Annotated in this window: 16 protein-coding genes; 3 read left to right on the forward strand and 13 right to left on the reverse strand. The window is 30.8% G+C overall.

All coding sequences use genetic code 11. The features are described 5' to 3' along the window. The first annotated feature begins 315 nt into the window (after nucleotides 1-315). Together HV819_RS04245 and HV819_RS04250 are read left to right on the forward strand one after the other, a co-directional pair. Nucleotides 316-1,026, forward strand: coding sequence for an ABC transporter ATP-binding protein (locus HV819_RS04245; RefSeq protein WP_176269607.1), 711 nt, complete (start codon nucleotides 316-318; stop codon nucleotides 1,024-1,026). Further along, a complete protein-coding gene (locus HV819_RS04250) occupies nucleotides 998-1,906 on the forward strand; it encodes an ATP-binding cassette domain-containing protein (protein WP_176269608.1) in 909 nt (302 codons plus the stop codon). Before HV819_RS04245 ends, HV819_RS04250 begins: the two co-directional genes overlap by 29 nt. A 29-nt stretch (nucleotides 1,907-1,935) precedes the next feature. Here HV819_RS04250 and HV819_RS04255 read toward each other — a convergent pair whose 3' ends face one another. The 11 genes from HV819_RS04255 to glpX form a co-directional block, all read right to left on the reverse strand. Further along, a complete protein-coding gene (locus HV819_RS04255; RefSeq protein WP_154539761.1) occupies nucleotides 1,936-3,279 on the reverse strand; it encodes a hemolysin family protein in 1,344 nt (447 codons plus the stop codon). Nucleotides 3,280-3,368: 89 nt separating this feature from the next. After that, entirely contained in the window at nucleotides 3,369-4,013 is a 645-nt protein-coding gene (locus tag HV819_RS04260; protein ID WP_154539763.1) for a V-type ATP synthase subunit D, read from the reverse strand. Nucleotides 4,014-4,016: 3 nt separating this feature from the next. Beyond that, on the reverse strand, nucleotides 4,017-5,408 hold the full coding sequence (locus HV819_RS04265) for a V-type ATP synthase subunit B (RefSeq protein WP_154539765.1): 1,392 nt from the start codon (nucleotides 5,406-5,408) through the stop codon (nucleotides 4,017-4,019). Next, nucleotides 5,408-7,174, reverse strand: a complete 1,767-nt coding sequence (locus tag HV819_RS04270; protein ID WP_176269609.1) for a V-type ATP synthase subunit A — start codon at nucleotides 7,172-7,174, stop codon at nucleotides 5,408-5,410. Before HV819_RS04270 ends, HV819_RS04265 begins: the two co-directional genes overlap by 1 nt. Nucleotides 7,175-7,186: 12 nt before the next feature. Continuing rightward, nucleotides 7,187-7,498, reverse strand: coding sequence for a V-type ATP synthase subunit F (locus tag HV819_RS04275; protein WP_176269610.1), 312 nt, complete (start codon nucleotides 7,496-7,498; stop codon nucleotides 7,187-7,189). Then, nucleotides 7,491-8,489, reverse strand: a complete 999-nt coding sequence (locus tag HV819_RS04280) for a V-type ATP synthase subunit C (protein WP_176269611.1) — start codon at nucleotides 8,487-8,489, stop codon at nucleotides 7,491-7,493. Before HV819_RS04280 ends, HV819_RS04275 begins: the two co-directional genes overlap by 8 nt. A 9-nt stretch (nucleotides 8,490-8,498) precedes the next feature. Then, nucleotides 8,499-9,050, reverse strand: a complete 552-nt coding sequence (locus tag HV819_RS04285) for a V-type ATP synthase subunit E (RefSeq protein WP_176269612.1) — start codon at nucleotides 9,048-9,050, stop codon at nucleotides 8,499-8,501. A 12-nt stretch (nucleotides 9,051-9,062) separates the two neighbouring features. After that, nucleotides 9,063-9,527 (reverse strand): V-type ATP synthase subunit K, encoded by a 465-nt coding sequence (locus HV819_RS04290; RefSeq protein WP_154539775.1) that lies wholly within the window; start codon nucleotides 9,525-9,527, stop codon nucleotides 9,063-9,065. Next, the gene (locus HV819_RS04295) at nucleotides 9,520-11,457 is read right to left on the reverse strand and encodes a V-type ATP synthase subunit I (RefSeq protein ID WP_176269613.1); all 1,938 of its coding nucleotides are present in this window, start codon (nucleotides 11,455-11,457) and stop codon (nucleotides 9,520-9,522) included. Before HV819_RS04295 ends, HV819_RS04290 begins: the two co-directional genes overlap by 8 nt. Then, nucleotides 11,444-11,770, reverse strand: a complete 327-nt coding sequence (locus tag HV819_RS04300) for a V-type ATP synthase subunit H (protein ID WP_235942760.1) — start codon at nucleotides 11,768-11,770, stop codon at nucleotides 11,444-11,446. Before HV819_RS04300 ends, HV819_RS04295 begins: the two co-directional genes overlap by 14 nt. Nucleotides 11,771-12,265: 495 nt before the next feature. Continuing rightward, nucleotides 12,266-13,228 (reverse strand): class II fructose-bisphosphatase, encoded by a 963-nt coding sequence (gene glpX / locus HV819_RS04305; protein WP_176269614.1) that lies wholly within the window; start codon nucleotides 13,226-13,228, stop codon nucleotides 12,266-12,268. Nucleotides 13,229-13,387: 159 nt separating this feature from the next. Here glpX and HV819_RS04310 point away from each other — a divergent pair, with 159 nt between their 5' ends. Then, on the forward strand, nucleotides 13,388-14,620 hold the full coding sequence (locus HV819_RS04310) for a hypothetical protein (protein ID WP_176269615.1): 1,233 nt from the start codon (nucleotides 13,388-13,390) through the stop codon (nucleotides 14,618-14,620). 69 nt (nucleotides 14,621-14,689) lie between these two features. Here HV819_RS04310 and HV819_RS04315 read toward each other — a convergent pair whose 3' ends face one another. Both HV819_RS04315 and HV819_RS04320 read right to left on the reverse strand, forming a co-directional pair. Next, on the reverse strand, nucleotides 14,690-16,480 hold the full coding sequence (locus tag HV819_RS04315) for a SpaA isopeptide-forming pilin-related protein (protein ID WP_176269616.1): 1,791 nt from the start codon (nucleotides 16,478-16,480) through the stop codon (nucleotides 14,690-14,692). A gap of 22 nt (nucleotides 16,481-16,502) precedes the next feature. Then, a complete protein-coding gene (locus HV819_RS04320; RefSeq protein WP_176269617.1) occupies nucleotides 16,503-19,175 on the reverse strand; it encodes a SpaA isopeptide-forming pilin-related protein in 2,673 nt (890 codons plus the stop codon). Nucleotides 19,176-19,367 lie beyond the last annotated feature (192 nt).

Here is a 19,367-nt window from a genome sequence, read left to right on the forward strand (position 1 = left end):
ATAAGAAAAATTTATATACTAAAAAAATACACCTTTTGTTATATATTATTTTATTGTTATATTTTTTTATCAAAAAATTGACAATTTTTTTAGGCATGATATTATTAAAATATAAATATTATTATATATAATCTTAGAAACAAAAAATCTTCTAATTTAGGAATTAATGAACCTATATTCATTGTCACTAATTGTCTAAGCTATGAGATAATTTATATAGATGAAAATTTTGAAACTATGGAATATGAAGAATTCGAAAATGATAACACCGAAAGATTTTTTGTAGAAGAAAATAATAAAAAGTGGAGTTTTAAAATGAAAAAATACATATACAAATACAAATCAAATCTACTCTTATCTACTTTTTTTGGCATATTAGAAGTATATTTTATCTATCTTTATAGTCTAAAGTCTGCTGAATTTGTTGATATTATAATAAAAAATGATAATCCTAATATAGGAAAAGTTTGTATTACTACAATAATTTATATAGCTTTTTCTTATATTTCATTTTATATTTCAGAATTAAATTGCCAAAAATTTGCTAATAGTATAAGTTTTGAATTAAGACATGATTATTTTGAAGGTTTGTATGAAAATAAAATTTCTTCTTTTTATTTAAGTAAAAAAGAAAATTATATTACGGATATAGACCAAAATATCGATCAACTTAGGCTAGATTATTTAATGAATTTGCCTAATTCTATAAAGGGTATTGGTCAAGTTCTTGTGTATTTGATTGCCTTATATAAGATACATATAATTATTTTGACTCTTACTATAGTATTTGTAATTTTTCCTGCTATGATTAGCAAAATCTTTTCTAAGAAGATTTCAAATTTAAGAATACTAAGATCAAACAAACATTCAATATATCTAAGTAGACTAAATGAATTATTGGATGGTTTTTTGCTTATAAAGGAATCTAATAGCAAAAAGTTTTTTATAAAAAGATTTGATGAATCTAATAAAAATTTGCTAGATGCAAGAAAAAAAATTGAATTTATCAACTTCTATCTTGTATGAATCTATGTTTGCTCTAAATTTATTATCAGCAATGCTTATTATTTTATTTGCATCTATTCTTGTAAGTAAGGGACATATATCTTTAAAAGAACTTATTGCATCTATTACTTTGGTTTCTATTTCAACAAATGCTATAGCTGAAGCTTTTAGATATACAAGCAATGTTTTTTCAACAAAAGAGATAAAAAATTTGGTTTTAGAAAAACTTCCTAAAAAAGATTTTATCAAAAAAGATAAGCTTAAGCCAAAACTTGATTTAAATATTAAAAATCTTGATTTCTCCTATGATAATAATAAGATTTTTTCTAATTTGAGTATTGATATTAAGGAAAATAAATCTTATGCAATAATAGGAAAATCAGGTTCTGGAAAATCATCTCTTGCTAAAATCCTTATGAAAATAAATGAAAATTATAAAGGGGATATTAGTTTTGATAATGGTGATTTTAGAGATTTTAGTGAGTTAGAAATATATTCTCTAATCTACTATATTCCACAAAATCCAATAGTTTTCAATATGAACTTGTTGGAAAATATTGTTTTAGGAAGTAGTGATTATGATAGAAATGAAGTTTTGGATATAATAAAAAAAGTAGATTTAGATTATTTGCTTTCACAAAAAAAAGATGAGAAACTTGATAGTAATTCTCTTTCTGGTGGGGAGAAAAAGAAGTTAGAGATTGCAAGGGCAATTTATAAAAATGCTAAATTAATTATATTTGATGAACCTCAAACAGGTCTTGATCCTAAATCATCCCAAACTATCGACAATCTAATTTTTTCTATGGATGATATAACAAGAATTGTTATAACTCACAAGCAAGATTGTGATTATTTGAATAAGTTTGATAGGATTATCAATATAGAAGATTATAAGTAGATTATTGTAAACAAAAGCACTACCATGTATTATGCGGTAGTGCTTTCTTCTTTTTCTTTATTGATTTTTTTTATTCTTACTATTTTTATTCTAGTTTCTTCAATATAGAGAATTTTAAATTCATATCCCTTATAGATTACTTTTTTATCGCTGCTATCATCATCCGGTATATATCCCAATTTATCGATTAAAAATCCAGCTACCGTATCATATTGATCATCATCTTCATCTATGTCTATATCAAGTATTTCGTTTAAATCTCTTATTGATGTTGAACCTTTTACTATATAAGAGCCCTTTGTTGATGTTCTTATATCAGGTAGGTCCTTATCATAAGTATCATCCATATCTCCTACTATCTCTTCTACCAAGTCCTCCATGGTAACAATTCCTGAAAATCCACCATACTCATCTATAAGAATTGCCATATGTATATGGTCTTTTTGCATCTGTTGGAAGAGTTTGTCAGTTTCTATCTTTTCTGGAACAAAAAAAGCTGGTTTTATAAGTTTTCTTATATCTACGCTTTTTATACCAACATCTATTGCCTCAAGCAGATAGTCTTTGGTATATATTATACCTAATACATTATCAAGATCTTCATCATAGACAGGTATTCTTGAATGTTTAAGTTTTATAAATTCATCTAGATATTTTCTTTGCCTATCTTTTATATCTATCATGAATACTTCAGGTCTTGCTGTCATTATCTCTTCTGCCCATACATCATCAAATTCCATGATTGAGTTAATCATCTTAGACTCTAGGGGTCTTAGGACTCCTTGGTCTTCTCCAACTTGGACAATAGATTTAATTTGTTCAGTTGTAACTTCCTTTTCTATGGCTTTGCTTTCTATGCCAAAAATTGCCATAATTAGGTTAGTTACTTTATTTACAATACCTACAAAGGCTTTGTTTATAAAAAGAATAAAGCTTGCCAATAGCCTAGTGCTTTTAGCTATCTGATATGGGTTTCTTATACCTATCCTTTGTGGAATCATGTTAGCAAATATTCTTTTTATAACTACAAATACAACTACCATCATTAGCATTATGACAATTTGCATAAAGTCTGATTCCCTATTAAGAAATATCTTTAAAGATGTATTGATATTTAATAAAAGATATGCCATAGTTATAATTGATAGTACTGCATCTTGAAAATTTTGGGTTTGCATTAGTCTTTGTTGGTCTTGAGATAATTTTAAGATGTCTTTCGCCTCATCATCTCCATCTTCCGCCATATCTCTTAGTCTTTGGTGGTTTAGACTTGTAAATGCCGAAAACATCATATTAATTGTTGCATTTATAAAAATAAGGGCCAAAACAACTATGAAAATTTTTATATTCGCGTAGGGTCCTTCTGTATCCATTACATTCTCCTTGTTTTATGTATTTTATAAAAGGACGTTTTTAAACGTCCCATTATTCTACTAAACTACGAATTTTCCTATATTCAAGACTAAGCTTGATCTGATATTATATCTTTTACTTTCATAAGCCTTGATATAGTAGCTCTTTCGTTTTCTTCTAGTTTAGCTCTTATATATTTTATAGTTTCTTCAAGATCAGGTATAGTCCTATATTCTAGGGCATTTACCCTTCTTCTTGTTCCTTCTATCTCGTCTGCCATAAGCTGGGTTGTCTTTTCAAGCTCTGCTAATTTCAAAAGCTTATCCATAACCTCATTTAGACCCTCTATAGCCGTATCAAGTTCTGCTGATGTTTGGGCAAGACCATATGGGTAGATGGATGCATTTTCATTGTCACCCTTTTTTATCTTAAATTCCATAGCAGGAATCCTTACGCTCATGACATTTTTTGTCTTTATATCTACCCCCACTTTTTGGGTCGGAAAGCTAACTGCCTCTTCAAGAAATTCTGGACTCATAAGTGATGAGGCTACTAGAAAGTCCTTTGATGAGTTTTTTAAGAGTTTTTCAACTTCTTCACGAAGTTTTTTATTTTCCCTAATCTTTTCTAGGAATTGTCTCATAAGCTCATCTTGCTTGTCTTTTAAAAGCTTGTATCCCCTAGTCGAAGTAGCCAATCTCTTCTTTAAGGTATTTAAGTTCATCCTTGTAGGAGTTACATTAAGCCTAGCCATGATCTAATTCTCCTCTTTTGTCTTATCAGTGTCCAGATATTTTTCGATAAGTTCGTCATCAATTCTCTTAAGTTCAGATTTTGGTATGATTTTGAGAAGTTGCCAACCAAGATCTAAAGTTTCTTCTATTGTTCTATTTGTATAGAAACCTTGGTTTATATACCTATTTTCAAATTCCTTGGCAAATTCTGCAAAGGCTAAGTCTGCCTTTGATAGGGCTGAATCACCTAAGATTTTTTGAAGCTCTCTTGCATCAACACCTGATGCGTATGCTGCATAGATTTGGTTCATAGTATCAGCATGATCTTCGCGAGTTTTTCCCTCACCTATACCCTTATCCTTAAGTCTTGATAGGGATGGTAGGATTGATACTGGTGGTTGGATACCCTGATTGTATAACTCATTTGATAAAATGATTTGCCCTTCTGTTATATATCCAGTCAAATCTGGGATTGGGTGGGTTATATCATTTTCTGGCATAGTTAAGATTGGAATTTGGGTAATGGTACCTGGTTTTCCCTTTAGTTTTCCTGCTCTTTCATATAAAGTTGCAAGGTCTGTATAAAGGTAACCTGGATATCCACGACGTCCTGGAACTTCTTTTCTTGCTGCTGATACCTCACGAAGAGCTTCTGCATAGTTGGTCATATCTGTCATTATAACTAATACTTGCATATCCTTTTCAAAAGCAAGGTATTCTGCTGCTGTAAGAGCCATCTTTGGTGTAGAAAGACGTTCTATGGCAGGATCGTCCGCAAGGTTTATAAACATTACTGACCTATCTAAGGCGCCTGTTTTTTCAAAGTCTTTTCTAAAAAATTGTGCCTCTTCGAAAGTTATACCAATAGCTGCAAATACTACAGCGAAATCTTCACTATCATTTAATACTCTAGCTTGTCTTGCAATTTGGGCTGCAAACTTGTTGTGTGGAAGTCCTGAAGCTGAGAATATTGGAAGCTTTTGTCCACGAACAAGGGTGTTAAGTCCGTCTATAGTTGATACACCTGTTTGAATAAATTCTGATGGATAGTCACGACTTACAGGATTTATTGCTACCCCATTTACGTCTCTTTTTTCCTCAGGAATTATAGATGGACCATCATCTATTGGTCTGCCTAAACCATTGAAAGTCCTTCCTATCATATCTTCACTTACTCCAAGTTCAAGTGGCCTACCTAGAAATCTTACTGATGTTGATTTAAGGTTAATTCCAGAAGAGCCTTCAAAAAGTTGAACCATAGCGTTTTTTTCATCAACTTCTATAACCCTTCCTCTTCTTCTTTCTCCTGTTTGAAGTTCTATATCTACTAGTTCTTCGTAGTCAACCCCTTCTACATCTTCTACAAGCATTAGGGGTCCTACAACTTCTGATACACTTTTATATTCTTTAAGCATTATTCATCATCCCCCTTAGCTTCAGCTTCTTTGCATTGTTTATCTATCTCTTCTTTAATTTGGTCAAACTCTTCTAGATTTTCATCTTTTATAAGTTTAAGTCTTGTAATTTTCTCTTTTACATCCAAATTTTCTAATTGTTCAAGATTTGCTCCATTTGATAGAGCTTCTAGAGATTTGTCATAGAAATATAGGATTGTATCAAGCATAAGATCTTGCTTTTGCATAGGACAGAAAGCATCTGTATCATGGAAAGCATTTTGTTGAAGAAAGTCTTCTCTTAGTGATTTTGTTGTATTAAGCTTTAGTTTATCATCATCACTTAATCCATCACGACCTATAAGTCTTACTATCTCTTGAAGAGATGATTCTTGTTGTAAAAGGCTCATAGCCCTCATCCTATTTTTAGAAAATCCTTCATTTATAGTCTTGTCTATATGGTTATCCATCTCATCTTGGTATAGAGAATATGAATTTAGCCAATTGATAGCTGGAAAGTGTCTTTGGTATGAAAGGTCATAGTCAAGTCCCCAGAATACCTTTACTATACGGAGGGTTGCTTGGGTTACTGGCTCTGATAGGTCTCCTCCTGGAGGAGATACAGCTCCTATTACTGATAGAGAGCCCTCAATATCATCTTTTCCATTTATTATAACTTTTCCACTTCTTTCATAAAAGTCTGCTATACGGCTAGCAAGATATGCTGGGAAACCTTCATCTCCTGGCATCTCTTCCAAACGACCACTCATCTCACGAAGTGCCTCAGCCCATCTTGATGTTGAATCTGCCATTAAGGCTACTGAGTAGCCCATATCTCTGTAGTACTCAGCTAGTGTTATACCTGTATAGACACTAGCCTCTCTTGCTGCTACTGGCATGTTTGATGTATTTGCTATAAGTACTGTCCTTTTCATGATAGATTCACCTGTTTTTGGATCCTCTAGTTCTGGAAATTCATCCAATACATCAGTCATCTCATTGCCACGTTCTCCACAACCTACATAAACTACAACATCAGCATCTGCATATTTTGCAATTTGGTGTTGGATTACAGTCTTTCCTGATCCGAATGGTCCAGGTATAGCAGCAGCTCCTCCTTTTGCAACGGGGAAGAAAGTGTCTATAACTCTTTGTCCTGTTATAAGTGGTGTATCTGGGTCAAGTTTCCTCTTAAATGGTCTAGCTTTTCTCACTGGCCATTTTTGGATCATGTTAAGTTCCTTCTCCCCATCTTCAGTTTCAATAATAGCAATGGTGCTATCTACTGTAAACTCACCTTCTTTTATCTCTTTAACTTTTCCAAATACTCCATTTGGAACCATTATCTTGTGTTCTATTACAGTGGTTTCATCTACTAAGCCTAGGACATAACCTGGTTTAACCTCATCGCCTACTTTTGCTACTGGTCTAAATTCCCATAGTTTTTCCCTATCTAGTGGTGGTGCTGTAACTCCTCTTTTGAGGAATTCTCCTGCCAAAAGCTCAAGTTTTTCTAGAGGTCTTTGGATTCCATCATACATTCTTTCAAGAAGCCCTGGTCCAAGCTCAACTGAAAGGGGTGCTCCAGTAGAAACTACCTCATCTCCTGGTCCTATTCCTGTTGTTTCCTCATAAACTTGGATGTTTGCAACATCTCCCCTCATCTCTATTATTTCTCCGATGAGCTTATCTTTTGAAACCTCGACCACATCATAGATATTGGCATCAGTAAGTCCTTTCGCTTCTATAAGTGGACCTGATACTCTTGTTATTTTACCTTTATTCAAATTGGTCTCCTTCTAGTTCAAAATGTTAGCTCCAACAGCTTTTTCTACACTTCTATTGATATCTGCCAATCCAAATCCAAGATTTTCCTTGTTGGATGGAATAAGTATAATTGCTGGAGTCATTTCTTCTCTGTACTTATCTATAGTTTCTGGAATTTCTTTTGCAAAGTCTTCTGTTATGAATATAACTCCAACATCTTCTTTGGAAAGTTCATTCACAAGTTTTTTTGCACTATCTCCATCAACTGCTGTATATACATCAACTCCCAATGCTTTAAACATTAGGACTGAATCTTTATCTCCTATAACGGCTACCCTATACATATAAATTACGCAACCTTTCTTCTATAAATTCTCTAGAAAGCATATTTTGCTTAGCCACAAGAATTATCCTAAGATTTTTAATCTCCATTTCACGATTTATCAAATATCCTAGTATAACCTCTGGTCCATAGCTAACTTTCTTAGAGTCTTTGGCAAAGTCTAGTAAATAATCATCTATAGCCTTTTCTATCATTCTTGTAGCCTCTTTTAGGTCCTTGCTATCAAGGGCCTTTTTTACTAGAGGATAAGTTTTTTCATTTATAAAAAAGTTTGCTAAAAGACCCACATCTTGGTTAAAGCCAAGAATAAAATTATTCTTATTAATAAATCCACCATCTATTAAGGCTTTTTTTAATAAGTCTATAGACTGATTTTGACCCTTAATCCTCAAAAGTGACTTAAGATTGACAAGGTCAATTCTTTGTCTAGTAAAGTCAACTAATGAATCAAAAGTTAAGTTTTTAGCATCTATAAGAAGCTTTTGATAAAAGTCCCTATCAAGAGATAAGTCTATATCTTGTGGATCTTTTGTATCTTCATATAAGTCTAGGGCATTTTTAGCATATATTATATACACATCATCAAAAGTCTTAAAATCGCTTTTTATAGCCTTTTTTATAGCTGATAAATCAATTGTACCTATATCCATATAGGCAGTAGAATAATCGGCATCTTGGATTAGCTCTTTAACTAAGACTTTGAGGTTGTGAAAGTTGTATTTTTCTTCTAAAAATACTATAAGATTTTTATCTGGGCTTATTTTTCTTATTTTTTTGTAAGATTCTTTAAGCATAGATAAAAGTGCCTTCTCATATTCTTCATTCCTATTTATATCCTTCATAAACTCCCCATAACTTGAGTCATTTAAAAGGGAAATTGCCTCAGAAAGATTTGAGCTATCTACTAGCCTTTGAATATTATTTGAAGTAAGGAGATTTTTTTCATATACTCTTGTTGTTACAGAAGCACGGATAAACTGTTCTCTATCCATCTAATCACCTCACTTAAATATTCTATCTGCTATAATTTTTTCCAAATTATCCCTATCATAGTTAAGTAGGGAAGAATACCTATTGTCATAAGATATTTTTCCACTTCTCACTACAAAGCCTTCATCTACGCTTTCTTTAGATAATTTTAAACCATTAAAGCTATTTTCATCAAAGTGATATTTCATATCCTTTTGTAGGAGAATTTCTCCATTATTAACATCAATTTCTTTAAGCCTATTTTCTACAAATTTTTTATAGTCATTAGGACCAAGTTTTCTAAGTTTTTCTAAAAGCTTATCTAAAATATCATCTACTAGCTCATTTTTAGCCCTGATTTTTATATCACGAGCCTCTCTTTCACTAGTTACCTTTGAGTTTTCTATAATTCTTTTTGCATCTTTTTCGGCATTATCTACTATTCTTTTAACTTCTTTATCAGAATCAGTTTTTGATTCTTTTTTTATTTCTTCACTTCTTTTATTAGCGTTAGCTAGTATATGATCTGCTTCCTTTTTGGAATCTTCTCTTATACCATCTAATAATAAATCAAGTTTACTCATAATAAACCCTTACTATTTATTTATTAGAAGTAGTGAAATTACGAAACCTAAAATTGCATATAACTCTACCATTACGGCGTATACTATACCTTGTACGAAGTTGTCCTCATTCTTGGCTAAGATATTCATACCACTTATTGCCACCTTAGCTTGAGCTATAGCTGAGAAATATCCAACCATACCTATAGGAAGTGCTGCAAATATATAATAAAGTCCTTGTTCAAATGAAACATCTCCACCTAGTTTTCCTAAAATCATAAATCCAATTACAAATCCATAAAGTCCTTGTGTACCTGGTAAAAGTTGAAGTACAAGTGCCTTACCAAACTTTCCTGGTTCTTCTACTGTAAGTCCTGCTGCAGCCTCACCTGTCATACCAGTTCCTTTAGCAGATCCCATACCTGATAAAAATACTGCTATTGCAACACCTACAGCACCCATAATTTTTCCACCATTTTGAATTAAAAAATCAACCATTGTATCCTCCTCTGATTATATTTATAAATTTACTATCTTCTATCATTTGTCTAAATTTCTTACCTCCACCCTCATAGAACTTGTTAAACATTTCCACATATATAAGTCTAAGTGAGTGAACATAGGCTGAAAGAGTTGATAAAAATAGGTTAAATAATTGGAATCCAACAAATATTATAACTCCAGCAACCTTACCTATAATTCCAGCTGACCATACCATTGCTACAATTAGGTTTACTGAGTAGGCTACGAATCCACCTGAAAGAACAAGGGCCATAAGTCTTAGAAAAGAAACAAAATCTCCAATCCATGAACTTATACCATATAGAGAATAAAGACCTCCAGCAGCTTTACCAGCTACCGTTTTGTTCTCACGCCCTCCAGTTAGTACTATACCTACCATACCTACTACCATTACTATCATAGCAATCTTTTTTGCTTCATTTTCTAGTAAAAACCATGCTATTGCTCCACCTACTGCCATATACCAAAATAATACATCAAATATAGCACCTAGTGGATCTCCATCTCTAATTAGCATATAGGCCTTTACTCCAAGAGCAGTAAATAAGGAAATACCACCTATGATAAGTGAAATTATCATAAGAGTGTTAAAGTCTTTTTGTGTATCTATAAGTCCTGGTATTGGTATAATTCCACCAAAAAAGGAACCAAATATTAATCCAAACACACAAGCTGAAAGTCCTACTCTTTTAAAAAGTCTTACCATTTTAAGGGTTGATTTTGGAAGGTCAACTACTTTTGGTAAAATCAAGGTTCCCAAAAATAATAAAAGTCCATAACCAAAGTCCCCAAGCATGAAACCTGTAAAAATAGTATAGAAGATTGAAACCAAAAGAGTTGGGTCAACTTCGTTGTACTTAGGTAGGGAGTAGGTTTCTACTATAGAATCGTATGGATCAATTAACTTAGGATTATCCAAAATTATTGGTACATCAGAGTCATCCCTTTCTGCTTCATTTATTTCTAGTAAGTATCCATCTCCTAAGGCTTGATCTAGATCGTCTTTAAACTTTTTATTTAAGTTTCTTGGTATATAACCTTCAATCATATCAACTCTTTTAGTCTTTAGAAAATACTCACTTGAAGCTTCTTTTCTTCTTAAGTTTTCAAGATAGGTTTTATAAAGGTAAAGATCAGGCAAAAGCTCTATAAAATCTTTAATCCTTTTCTCATTATCTCTTAATTTTTTTTCTTCTTCCTCAATTTTTTTATTATTTAAATAAATTTGTTCATTTGCTTTTTTTCTAGTCTTAATAATAGACTTAGAAAAACCATGATCTCTAAGAAAGAGTTTAAATCTATCACTTTCTTCAAGGCTTGATATTGCATATAAGAAATTTACATTATCCCTTTTTGAAATTTCGACTACAAAGGATTGAGAAAAATTCTCTTTAACTAGGTCTTTATCAAAGTCCTTATAAAATTGATCTGTAATTGTACCAATTTCTACAAAAAACCTATGAGAGTGTTCTATCTCTTCTACACTAAGGTCAAGGTTTTTAAAAGGTTCTAATTCAACATTATTCGCCCTAAGTTCTTTAATCTTATCCTTAGCCTTATCCCTTAAATCAAGGTCTTCTTTAAGCTTTGGATAGATTTTATCAAACCTAAAATTTAAACCTTCCTTGTTGAGATTTTCAATACTCATATCCTTTTTATTTAATTTGACTTTACCATTTTCAAGATATTCTTCTAAAGAATAGATAGCATAATCAAGTTTTGAAATATTCTCATCAATTTCAAGTAGCCTATTAGAGTTATCTACCTCTTTTAAGTAGTCCTCATCATCATCGACTTTAAGATCATTAAAATGAACATAGTTAAACTTTTGCAATATATCAAGAAGCAGGCTTCTATCATATTCAAAGGAAAAAAGATTAAACTTATCCATTTTAACTATTGCCATTTGCTACTATCCTTTCTACCAAAATTTCTAGAAGGTCATCAATTTCTCCTTGATCCCTATTTTTAATTTCTTCACTATCTTCATTGGCCTTAGCTATAACTGGCTTTTTATCATCTTCTGCCTTAGCCTTAGCCTTATCTTTTATATCTTTAGCATGGGTTTTGGCAGCTTCAATTGCCTTTAAAGATTCAATCTCCGACTCCTTTTTGGCGGCATCAATTATATCTTTGGCTTTTTTCTTGGCATCGTCTACAAGTTTATCAGCCTTAATTTCAGCTTCTTTAACTTGATTTAAAACTTCACTTGCCATCATTCACCTCCTAATATGTACAGTAATATTATAACATACTGACACTATAAATATATATTACCCCATTATTATGATTTTATAGATATTTTTTTCTTAAAATGATAAGCTTAGATTGTTAGACAAGCATAATAAATATCTATAAAATTTTATTTACAAATTAACATCTTCTACCACTTGACATTAGGAAAGAAGCAGGTTATAATTTAATTGATAATAGCTATCATTTACTAAATACCTAAAATAATATCCCCTAAGGAAACAGTTATGAAATCTTTTAAATTACAAATTAACATAATAATAGGAATATTACTTATATACATAGCCATTATCAGTATGAATTTTATTTTTGAGAAAAATCTCCTAACAAAGTCTGTGAGCATAGGACTTATGCTCCTATCTTTAATGCTTGTCAAAAGATCTGAGCTAATTTATAAAAAATCAGCCCAGACAGTCTTTATTATTTCTTTCTTTCTTATATTTATAAGTTTTCTTACTTAACTATTTTTGGTCAAGCTTTTGGTTAAGCTTGTGAACTGAGTTTATAAATCTAATAGTTCCTGAAGGTAGCCTAAGTAGGAGAGATTCAGTCTTTGCCATATTATTTTTCATGTAAGATACTCCCTTAAGGAAGGTTCCGTCTGTAATTCCTGTGGCTGCAAAGAGCACATCATCTCCTTTTACTAAATCTTCTATCTTATATACCTTGTCAAAGTCTACGCCCATTTTTATACATCTTTTAACTTGCTTTGAATCAGATGGGGCAAAGACTCCTTGGAAGTCTCCTCCTAAACACTTAAGAGCTGCTGCTGCTATTACTCCTTCTGGGGCACCTCCTATTCCCATAATCAAATCAATCTTTCCATAAGATAGTTCTGTTGCAATAGCTGTAAGAACATCCCCATCTTCTACCATGGAAATTCTTGCTCCTGTGGCTCTTATTTCTTCTACTAATTTTTCATGCCTTGGTCTATTCAAGACTGATACAGTTATATCAGAAATCTTTTTATCAAGAGCTTTGGCAACATTTTCTATATTTTCCTTAACGGACTTGTTAATATCTATAAATCCCTTAGCCTTAGAGCCGGTTGCAATCTTATTCATATATACATCAGGTGCATTTAAAATACAACCTTTTGGTGCAACTGCTATTACCGAAATGGAGTTAGAGGCACCATTGGCAAGTGATGAAGTTCCATCTATAGGATCTACTGCAATGTCTACCACATCATCTTCATCCATATTGCCTATTTCTTCTCCTATGTATAACATAGGTGCTTCATCTATCTCACCTTCTCCTATAACAACTTTTCCATTAATACCAAGATAGGTAAACATAGCCCTCATTTGATCTACTGCTATATTATCAGATTCATTTTTCCTACCTTGACCCAAATATTTAGCAGAGCCTAGGGCTGCGGCTTCTGTTACCCTACATAAGTTAATACCTAAATCTCTATTCATTTTTTCTCCTTTTAAGATTATAGAAACGTTTGCTACAAATACATTTTACCAAAATCTATAACAAAATTAAAGAAATTTACAAGAAATAGAAAAGCATTTAAACTTTGATTTTTTCAAATTTATGATATAATCATTAGGTATAAAATAAAAGGTGGTTTTATGAAAAAAATATTTATAATTCTTTCTCTTGTTTTTCTGGTATCTTGCACTGGTAAAACAAAGGAGAATTCTTACAGCAATAACTTATCTAAAAATCCTGTAAGTTCAACAAAAAGCTCTGATGATAAGAAAAATAAGAAGAATAAAAAAAACAACAAGCTCGAATATGCCTATGATTATATGGATGGATATAAAAGGGATAAATCTCTTTATGTAGATAGGATGCTTGGAGATTACCCATCTGATGTAAATTCAAATAAAGATATGGCTTATGAGAAAGAAGAACTTAAAAATCTTGATTATAACAAAAATCTTTTTATCTCAATGTATAATATAAGAATACCTAATAGAGCCTTAGTTTTTTCAAATGATGATTCTTATGTAATAGACTTTCCTGAGTCAGATGACTATGAGATATCTATAAAAATAGATAAGCTTTTTAAGGATGGAGATTACTCAGAAAATGAACTAAAAGAAAAGTTACTTGAATTTTCTTCAAAAAATACAATGGATAAGGCAAAAGACGGGAAAAATATTACCCAGCCTGTAGTAAATCTTTATAGTGATTATAAAAATGCAGCCTATTCTATAATAGAAGACAATAAATTTTCCTATACCAATATGTATGTAGCTACTCCTGCAAATATTATTAATTTTGAAATAATAGAAAATAAGGAAAAATCAGATGATTCTTCTTTCATAATGTCAGATCTTCTTTCAACATCCTATCCAGAAAGTGAAGATGTTCCTATAGTAAGTAAGTCCTTTAAAGACTATGGAGATAAAATAAATCTATATGCTACAAAAAAAATAAATATGGGAAATTTCTCTTTTAAAATCCCAGCCGATATGGAGAATACCCAAAAATCAGACCTTTTGACAGTTTTTGAAAAACAAGTTTCAGGAAAAACTATAAATCAAGTCATTGTTTCAAAGATTAAAAAAGAGGAAAATATGACAATTAAAGATGCTTTTAACAAAAGCCAGGGTACATCAATTCCTCCTTCCTATATAACTTCTATGGGAAAGATTACTGAAGAGAAGATTAATGATAAGACCTTCCTCAGATCAAAAGCTAGAATCTATACAGAGCAATTCTCTCTTGAAGGAGAAAAGGTGGTCTTTGAAGAAGGTGACTATTTTGTTTCTATGATTCTTACAGGACCTTTAAAAAATACAGCTAAAACCATCCTTTTAAACTCAAATATAATAAACTCTCTTACATTTAAATAGGTGTATAGATAAAATAAAAGTGGCTATTGCAAAATAATAAATTGACTTTTGCAACAGCCACTTTTTATATTACTTTATAGGTTTTTTTCTAATAGTATAAGAACTTACTGCAAAAAGCATAACTATAAGTCCAACTATACTAAATAATATTGTTCCCTTTCCACCAGTAAATGGATATTCTTCTCTGTTATTTTTTATAATTATAGGGTTATTATCATCATTTACTAATGCCCTTTCAGATACTTTATTTTCTTTTAAATCTATAGGATATATCTTTGCTTTCTCAACTTTAAATTCATATAAGTATGCATCTTCTGGTAACTTGTAACCAAATTTAGCCTTTACTTCTTTAATTCTATAAATTCCATCATCTAGTTCTCGAAATCCAAATCTACCAGAACTGTCACTTTCTACCTTATACGCATCTTCTTGTTTTTCTACAAAATCTCCATTCTCATTTATAGGATGGAATTTGCTATTTTCATCTTGTTTTTCAAGGATAAACTCTGCTCCTTTTAATTTATTCTCTATATTATCACTATCAACTTTTTCAAATACTATATTTGCTTTAAGTTTTTTATTTACTATGACTGTTGTGTTATCCTTGATATTTATGATATTGCCTTCACTATCTACATCAAAGCTTGATACAGCTTCTTTTGGTAGTGCATATCCATCTAAACTTTCTGTCTCCCACAGCTCATAGGAACCACTAGCTAATTTCTCATAAGAGAAGTTTCCATTTTCATCTGATACTCTTTTAGAATCTGATAGCACTTCTCCATCTTTTCTAAGTTCAAATGAAACACCTTCTAGTGTATTGTTCGTAGGTTGGTTTTGAGGATTTTCTTCATCTGAAGTTTTTTGTGTATCAGATACCTTGGTAAATACAATTTTATTTACATTATTTTCTAACTCAAGTGAAACTATTCCTCCACCCTCTGCAGATGATTCATGGAATATTGAGTAGGTATAGGATTGATCTATTATTTCATCTTTAGGATCATAATATGCGTAATAGTTGTAATTATCATAATAATACCTTTTATTTGAGAACCTATTGTATTCAACAGTAGTTTTTAATTGTTTAGCATTTTCACTTGTAACTTTTCCCTTTACTTCAATAAGATATGTTTCATTACTTTGGTAATCATTGTAATCATTTTGATCTCCAAGTATCATCTTTATAAATTTTACTCCACCTGGACTTGCTCCATTATAAAATTTACTATTTAAGTAGGTGAAATTTCTATCATTAGCTAAATTATCAAAATCTATTCCATAAGAGTCTGGTAAGGCATTGATATTATTTACCCTATATTTTCTAACGCTTGTAATATCTATATCTGCATCTTCACTATAAAAATATAAAGTCTTATTAAATGTATTTTCCTTTTGCCAGTTAACATATATAACCGATGTAAATTCCTTATTTGAAATATTTAGCTTGGTCATATAATTTTTTACCTTTACTAATGGATCATAACCAGATTCATAACTTACATTTATATAATCAGAAAATACTTGATTTGCTATTGAAGCACTTATTCCAACATTTGATGTATCATTTTTGATTTTTAGCCTATCTATATACATATGTGTATTTATACTTATATAATCAACACTATAATATTTTACATAATCGGTAAAGGTAAAGGTAATAGACTTTCTATCTTCATTTATCTTTGCACTTGCAAGTTTACCAGCTTGAGAATAAATATCTAGTTGATCATCTCCTAAGTAACCAATCCCATCTATATCTACATTATCTGAGTACTTTAATGTAAAAGTATCTCCTGGATTGATTTTAGTTCTTTGATCTAATTTATAATAAAGATTTATTGATATTCCTTCTCCCATATTAGGCTTTACAATATTTTCATCATTTTCTGTTGATATCTATAGAAGACTTACTCTTATCTAATATAAATAAATCTGAAACATCTTTAGGTACATATCCTTCTTCAATTTTGGTAGAGAATTCAGTACCTATGTTGATTGGTATAGGTTTCTTATCTACAATATAGCCAGGAAGTGATTGTATTTCTTTTAGCCAATACCTACCATAGGCTAAATTTTTAAAGATAATTTCTCCATTTTCACCTGTTTTCTCTTCCCTTTTGACATTGCCTTTTTCATCCATCAATTGAAATTTGACACCGGCTAAGAGATTACCTTTTTTGTCCTTTTTTATTACTTTAAATTCGCCTATTTGTTTTTTATTTGGAACCTTTAAAATTGGTTTTTCATAATCACCACTACCACTAGCAGATGAACCTTGTACCAAGATTGCATTTGTTTTACCTATTACATCTTTAGGACTTGTAGCATCCCCACCTTTGCTAAAAACTATAGTTTGTATTGGACCTTGAGGTTTTCTATCTGGATTTTGGACATCTAAATCCAGCTCACTTTCTACTCTTAAAAGATAAGTAGATGTTCCTATATTGTTTTTAATGTCAATTATTGCTGTTGGGGTAGCAAAAGAATAATCGTATCTAACAGTATAGCTACTAGGATTTACTTCTTCAAATTGACTATGGTGCATTATTACCGCATCTGGCAGAGAATTTCCTACAAATTTGTATAATTTTATAGTTGTCTTTTCATCAGATAAGTTAGCAGTATTTATATATTGAGAATTAGAACTTGCAGGATATACTTGTATTTGAGCTTGTCCACTTATATTCCTTGAAAGAGGATTAATATAAGCTAGTTGTACATACCTTCCATTTTGATCATTAACATATTCATATGCAGCCTTGATATTTGATATATTATTTTTACCTACAGAAACATTGGTGTGTACAACAGAAACTCTCTTTGATAATGTTTGATCCCCTATGCCTACATAAAAGTCATAGTCCCTATTATAATATGCCACATTCACATTTACTGAATGCTCTAAATGCAGTTTCATATCGACAGATTGAAGTCCCTCTATAGCATTTGTAAATACATAACTTATTTTTTTATTGGTTCCTCTTTCTATATCAAAAGATGGATTAATAACTGGATAAGCTAAAATCACTCCATCAGCTGTAAGAATATTAGGATAATTAAGCTTATCTGGCTGAATCATATTATAATGAAGGGTGTCTGATACATCTAGTGTAAAGTAATCTCCTTCCTTTGCACTTGTGTTTAATTGCAAATCCAAATCTATAGTAAATTTATTCGTATCATTAGATGTGTTTACTGGATTCGTACTTTTGATTTCAGAGCTATTTAATATCTTTATATTATCAGTCAAGTTGCTTCTATATTGGATTTGTGGATCTTCTGCAAGCTCTCCTAGTTCACTTATAAACACCTTTCCTTGACTATTAACAAATACAGTCCATTTTTTGCTTATCTTTTGATAGCCTAAAGGAGCTGTTTTCTCTACTAGGCTATATGTTCCAGATTTTAAGTTATCTATAAAAACTTTACCATTAGAATCTGAACTATATATATTTTTAAAATTCCCATCTGTTGATTGTAATTCAAATTCTGCACCTTCAAGTGGGCTATTATCTTCTTCATCATATTTATAAATTTCAAATTTATAATTTTCATTACTATATAAACTAAACAGACTTCTTTTTGCTCTTTTTTTAACATCAGGATTGCTACTTGTACGGTTTAAAGATGAATAAGTATCAGAATCATTTTCAAATTTTATAACTTCTTTACTTGGAGTAGATGTAGAATTTTCTTTGTCTGTGTTCTCCTTAGTTTCATTGCTGCTATTGTTGTCTTCTTTAACAACTTCTGTCTTACTTTCTTCTTTGCTTTCTTCTTTATTTTCTTTTTCTAATTGGTATTGCTTAAGCTTATCATAGTCATTTTTTAGGGAATTTGTATCATAAATATATAACTTATTATCGCTTATAGTTGCAAATATTTGACCATCATTTTTTATATTTATACTTGCATCTTCACCCATTTGGAAAAGGTTAAAACTAGGATCTAATGACTCATACCTTGCAAATTCTAGGTTGAAAGCTAATTTATTTTTATCTTTTTCATATTGGCTATATCCATTTTTAGAAAAATCAAAGTCATCTAAAACTTTAAAGTCTATATATGAATAATAAGGTCCATAGGGTTTTTCCTCTTTACCATCTACAATCTCTTCATAAGCACTATCATTAACTATCCTATATCCATTCTCATCTTTTATTACTGATATTGATATATCAAGTCCTTGACTATTAAGATTTTCTTTTACCCTATTATATTCTTCTTGTGCTTGACTTTCATTTTCAAAATATCCATCTTCGTATAATTTTAGTTCATCTCTTATAATAAGCCTAAATTCACGTGTGTTCTTATCAATTCCTAGTCCTATATTAAATTTATTATTATCACTTTCCTTATTACTTAAATCATAAAGCTGTTGAGCTTTTTCAATAGAAAGATAAGTAAGATCATCTTTTTTTAGGCTATCATCTAATTTTATGGTGTTTACATCTATCTTGTCAGCACTTGCAGTAAAATCAGGTTTGATTGTTTGTATTATTATAAAGAGTGCTAGTAAAAATGATATTGATTTTTTTATTGACTTTGACATATATACTCCCTTTAATTGTAAAGAATACATTATTATAATCTCTTTGCATGAGTTTTATAATATAGAGATAGGTGGTTATTTCATTGTGACATGCTATTTGCTTTAAATTTCATTAACTTTCTACATCTTGTAAAATATCTTATTAATATATACTCTAACTATAAAAACCGTAAGCATAACAAAAAATAAAAT

The sequence above is a fragment of the Anaerococcus faecalis genome (genome assembly GCF_013371425.1).
In the GTDB taxonomy this organism is placed as follows: domain Bacteria; phylum Bacillota; class Clostridia; order Tissierellales; family Peptoniphilaceae; genus Anaerococcus; species Anaerococcus porci.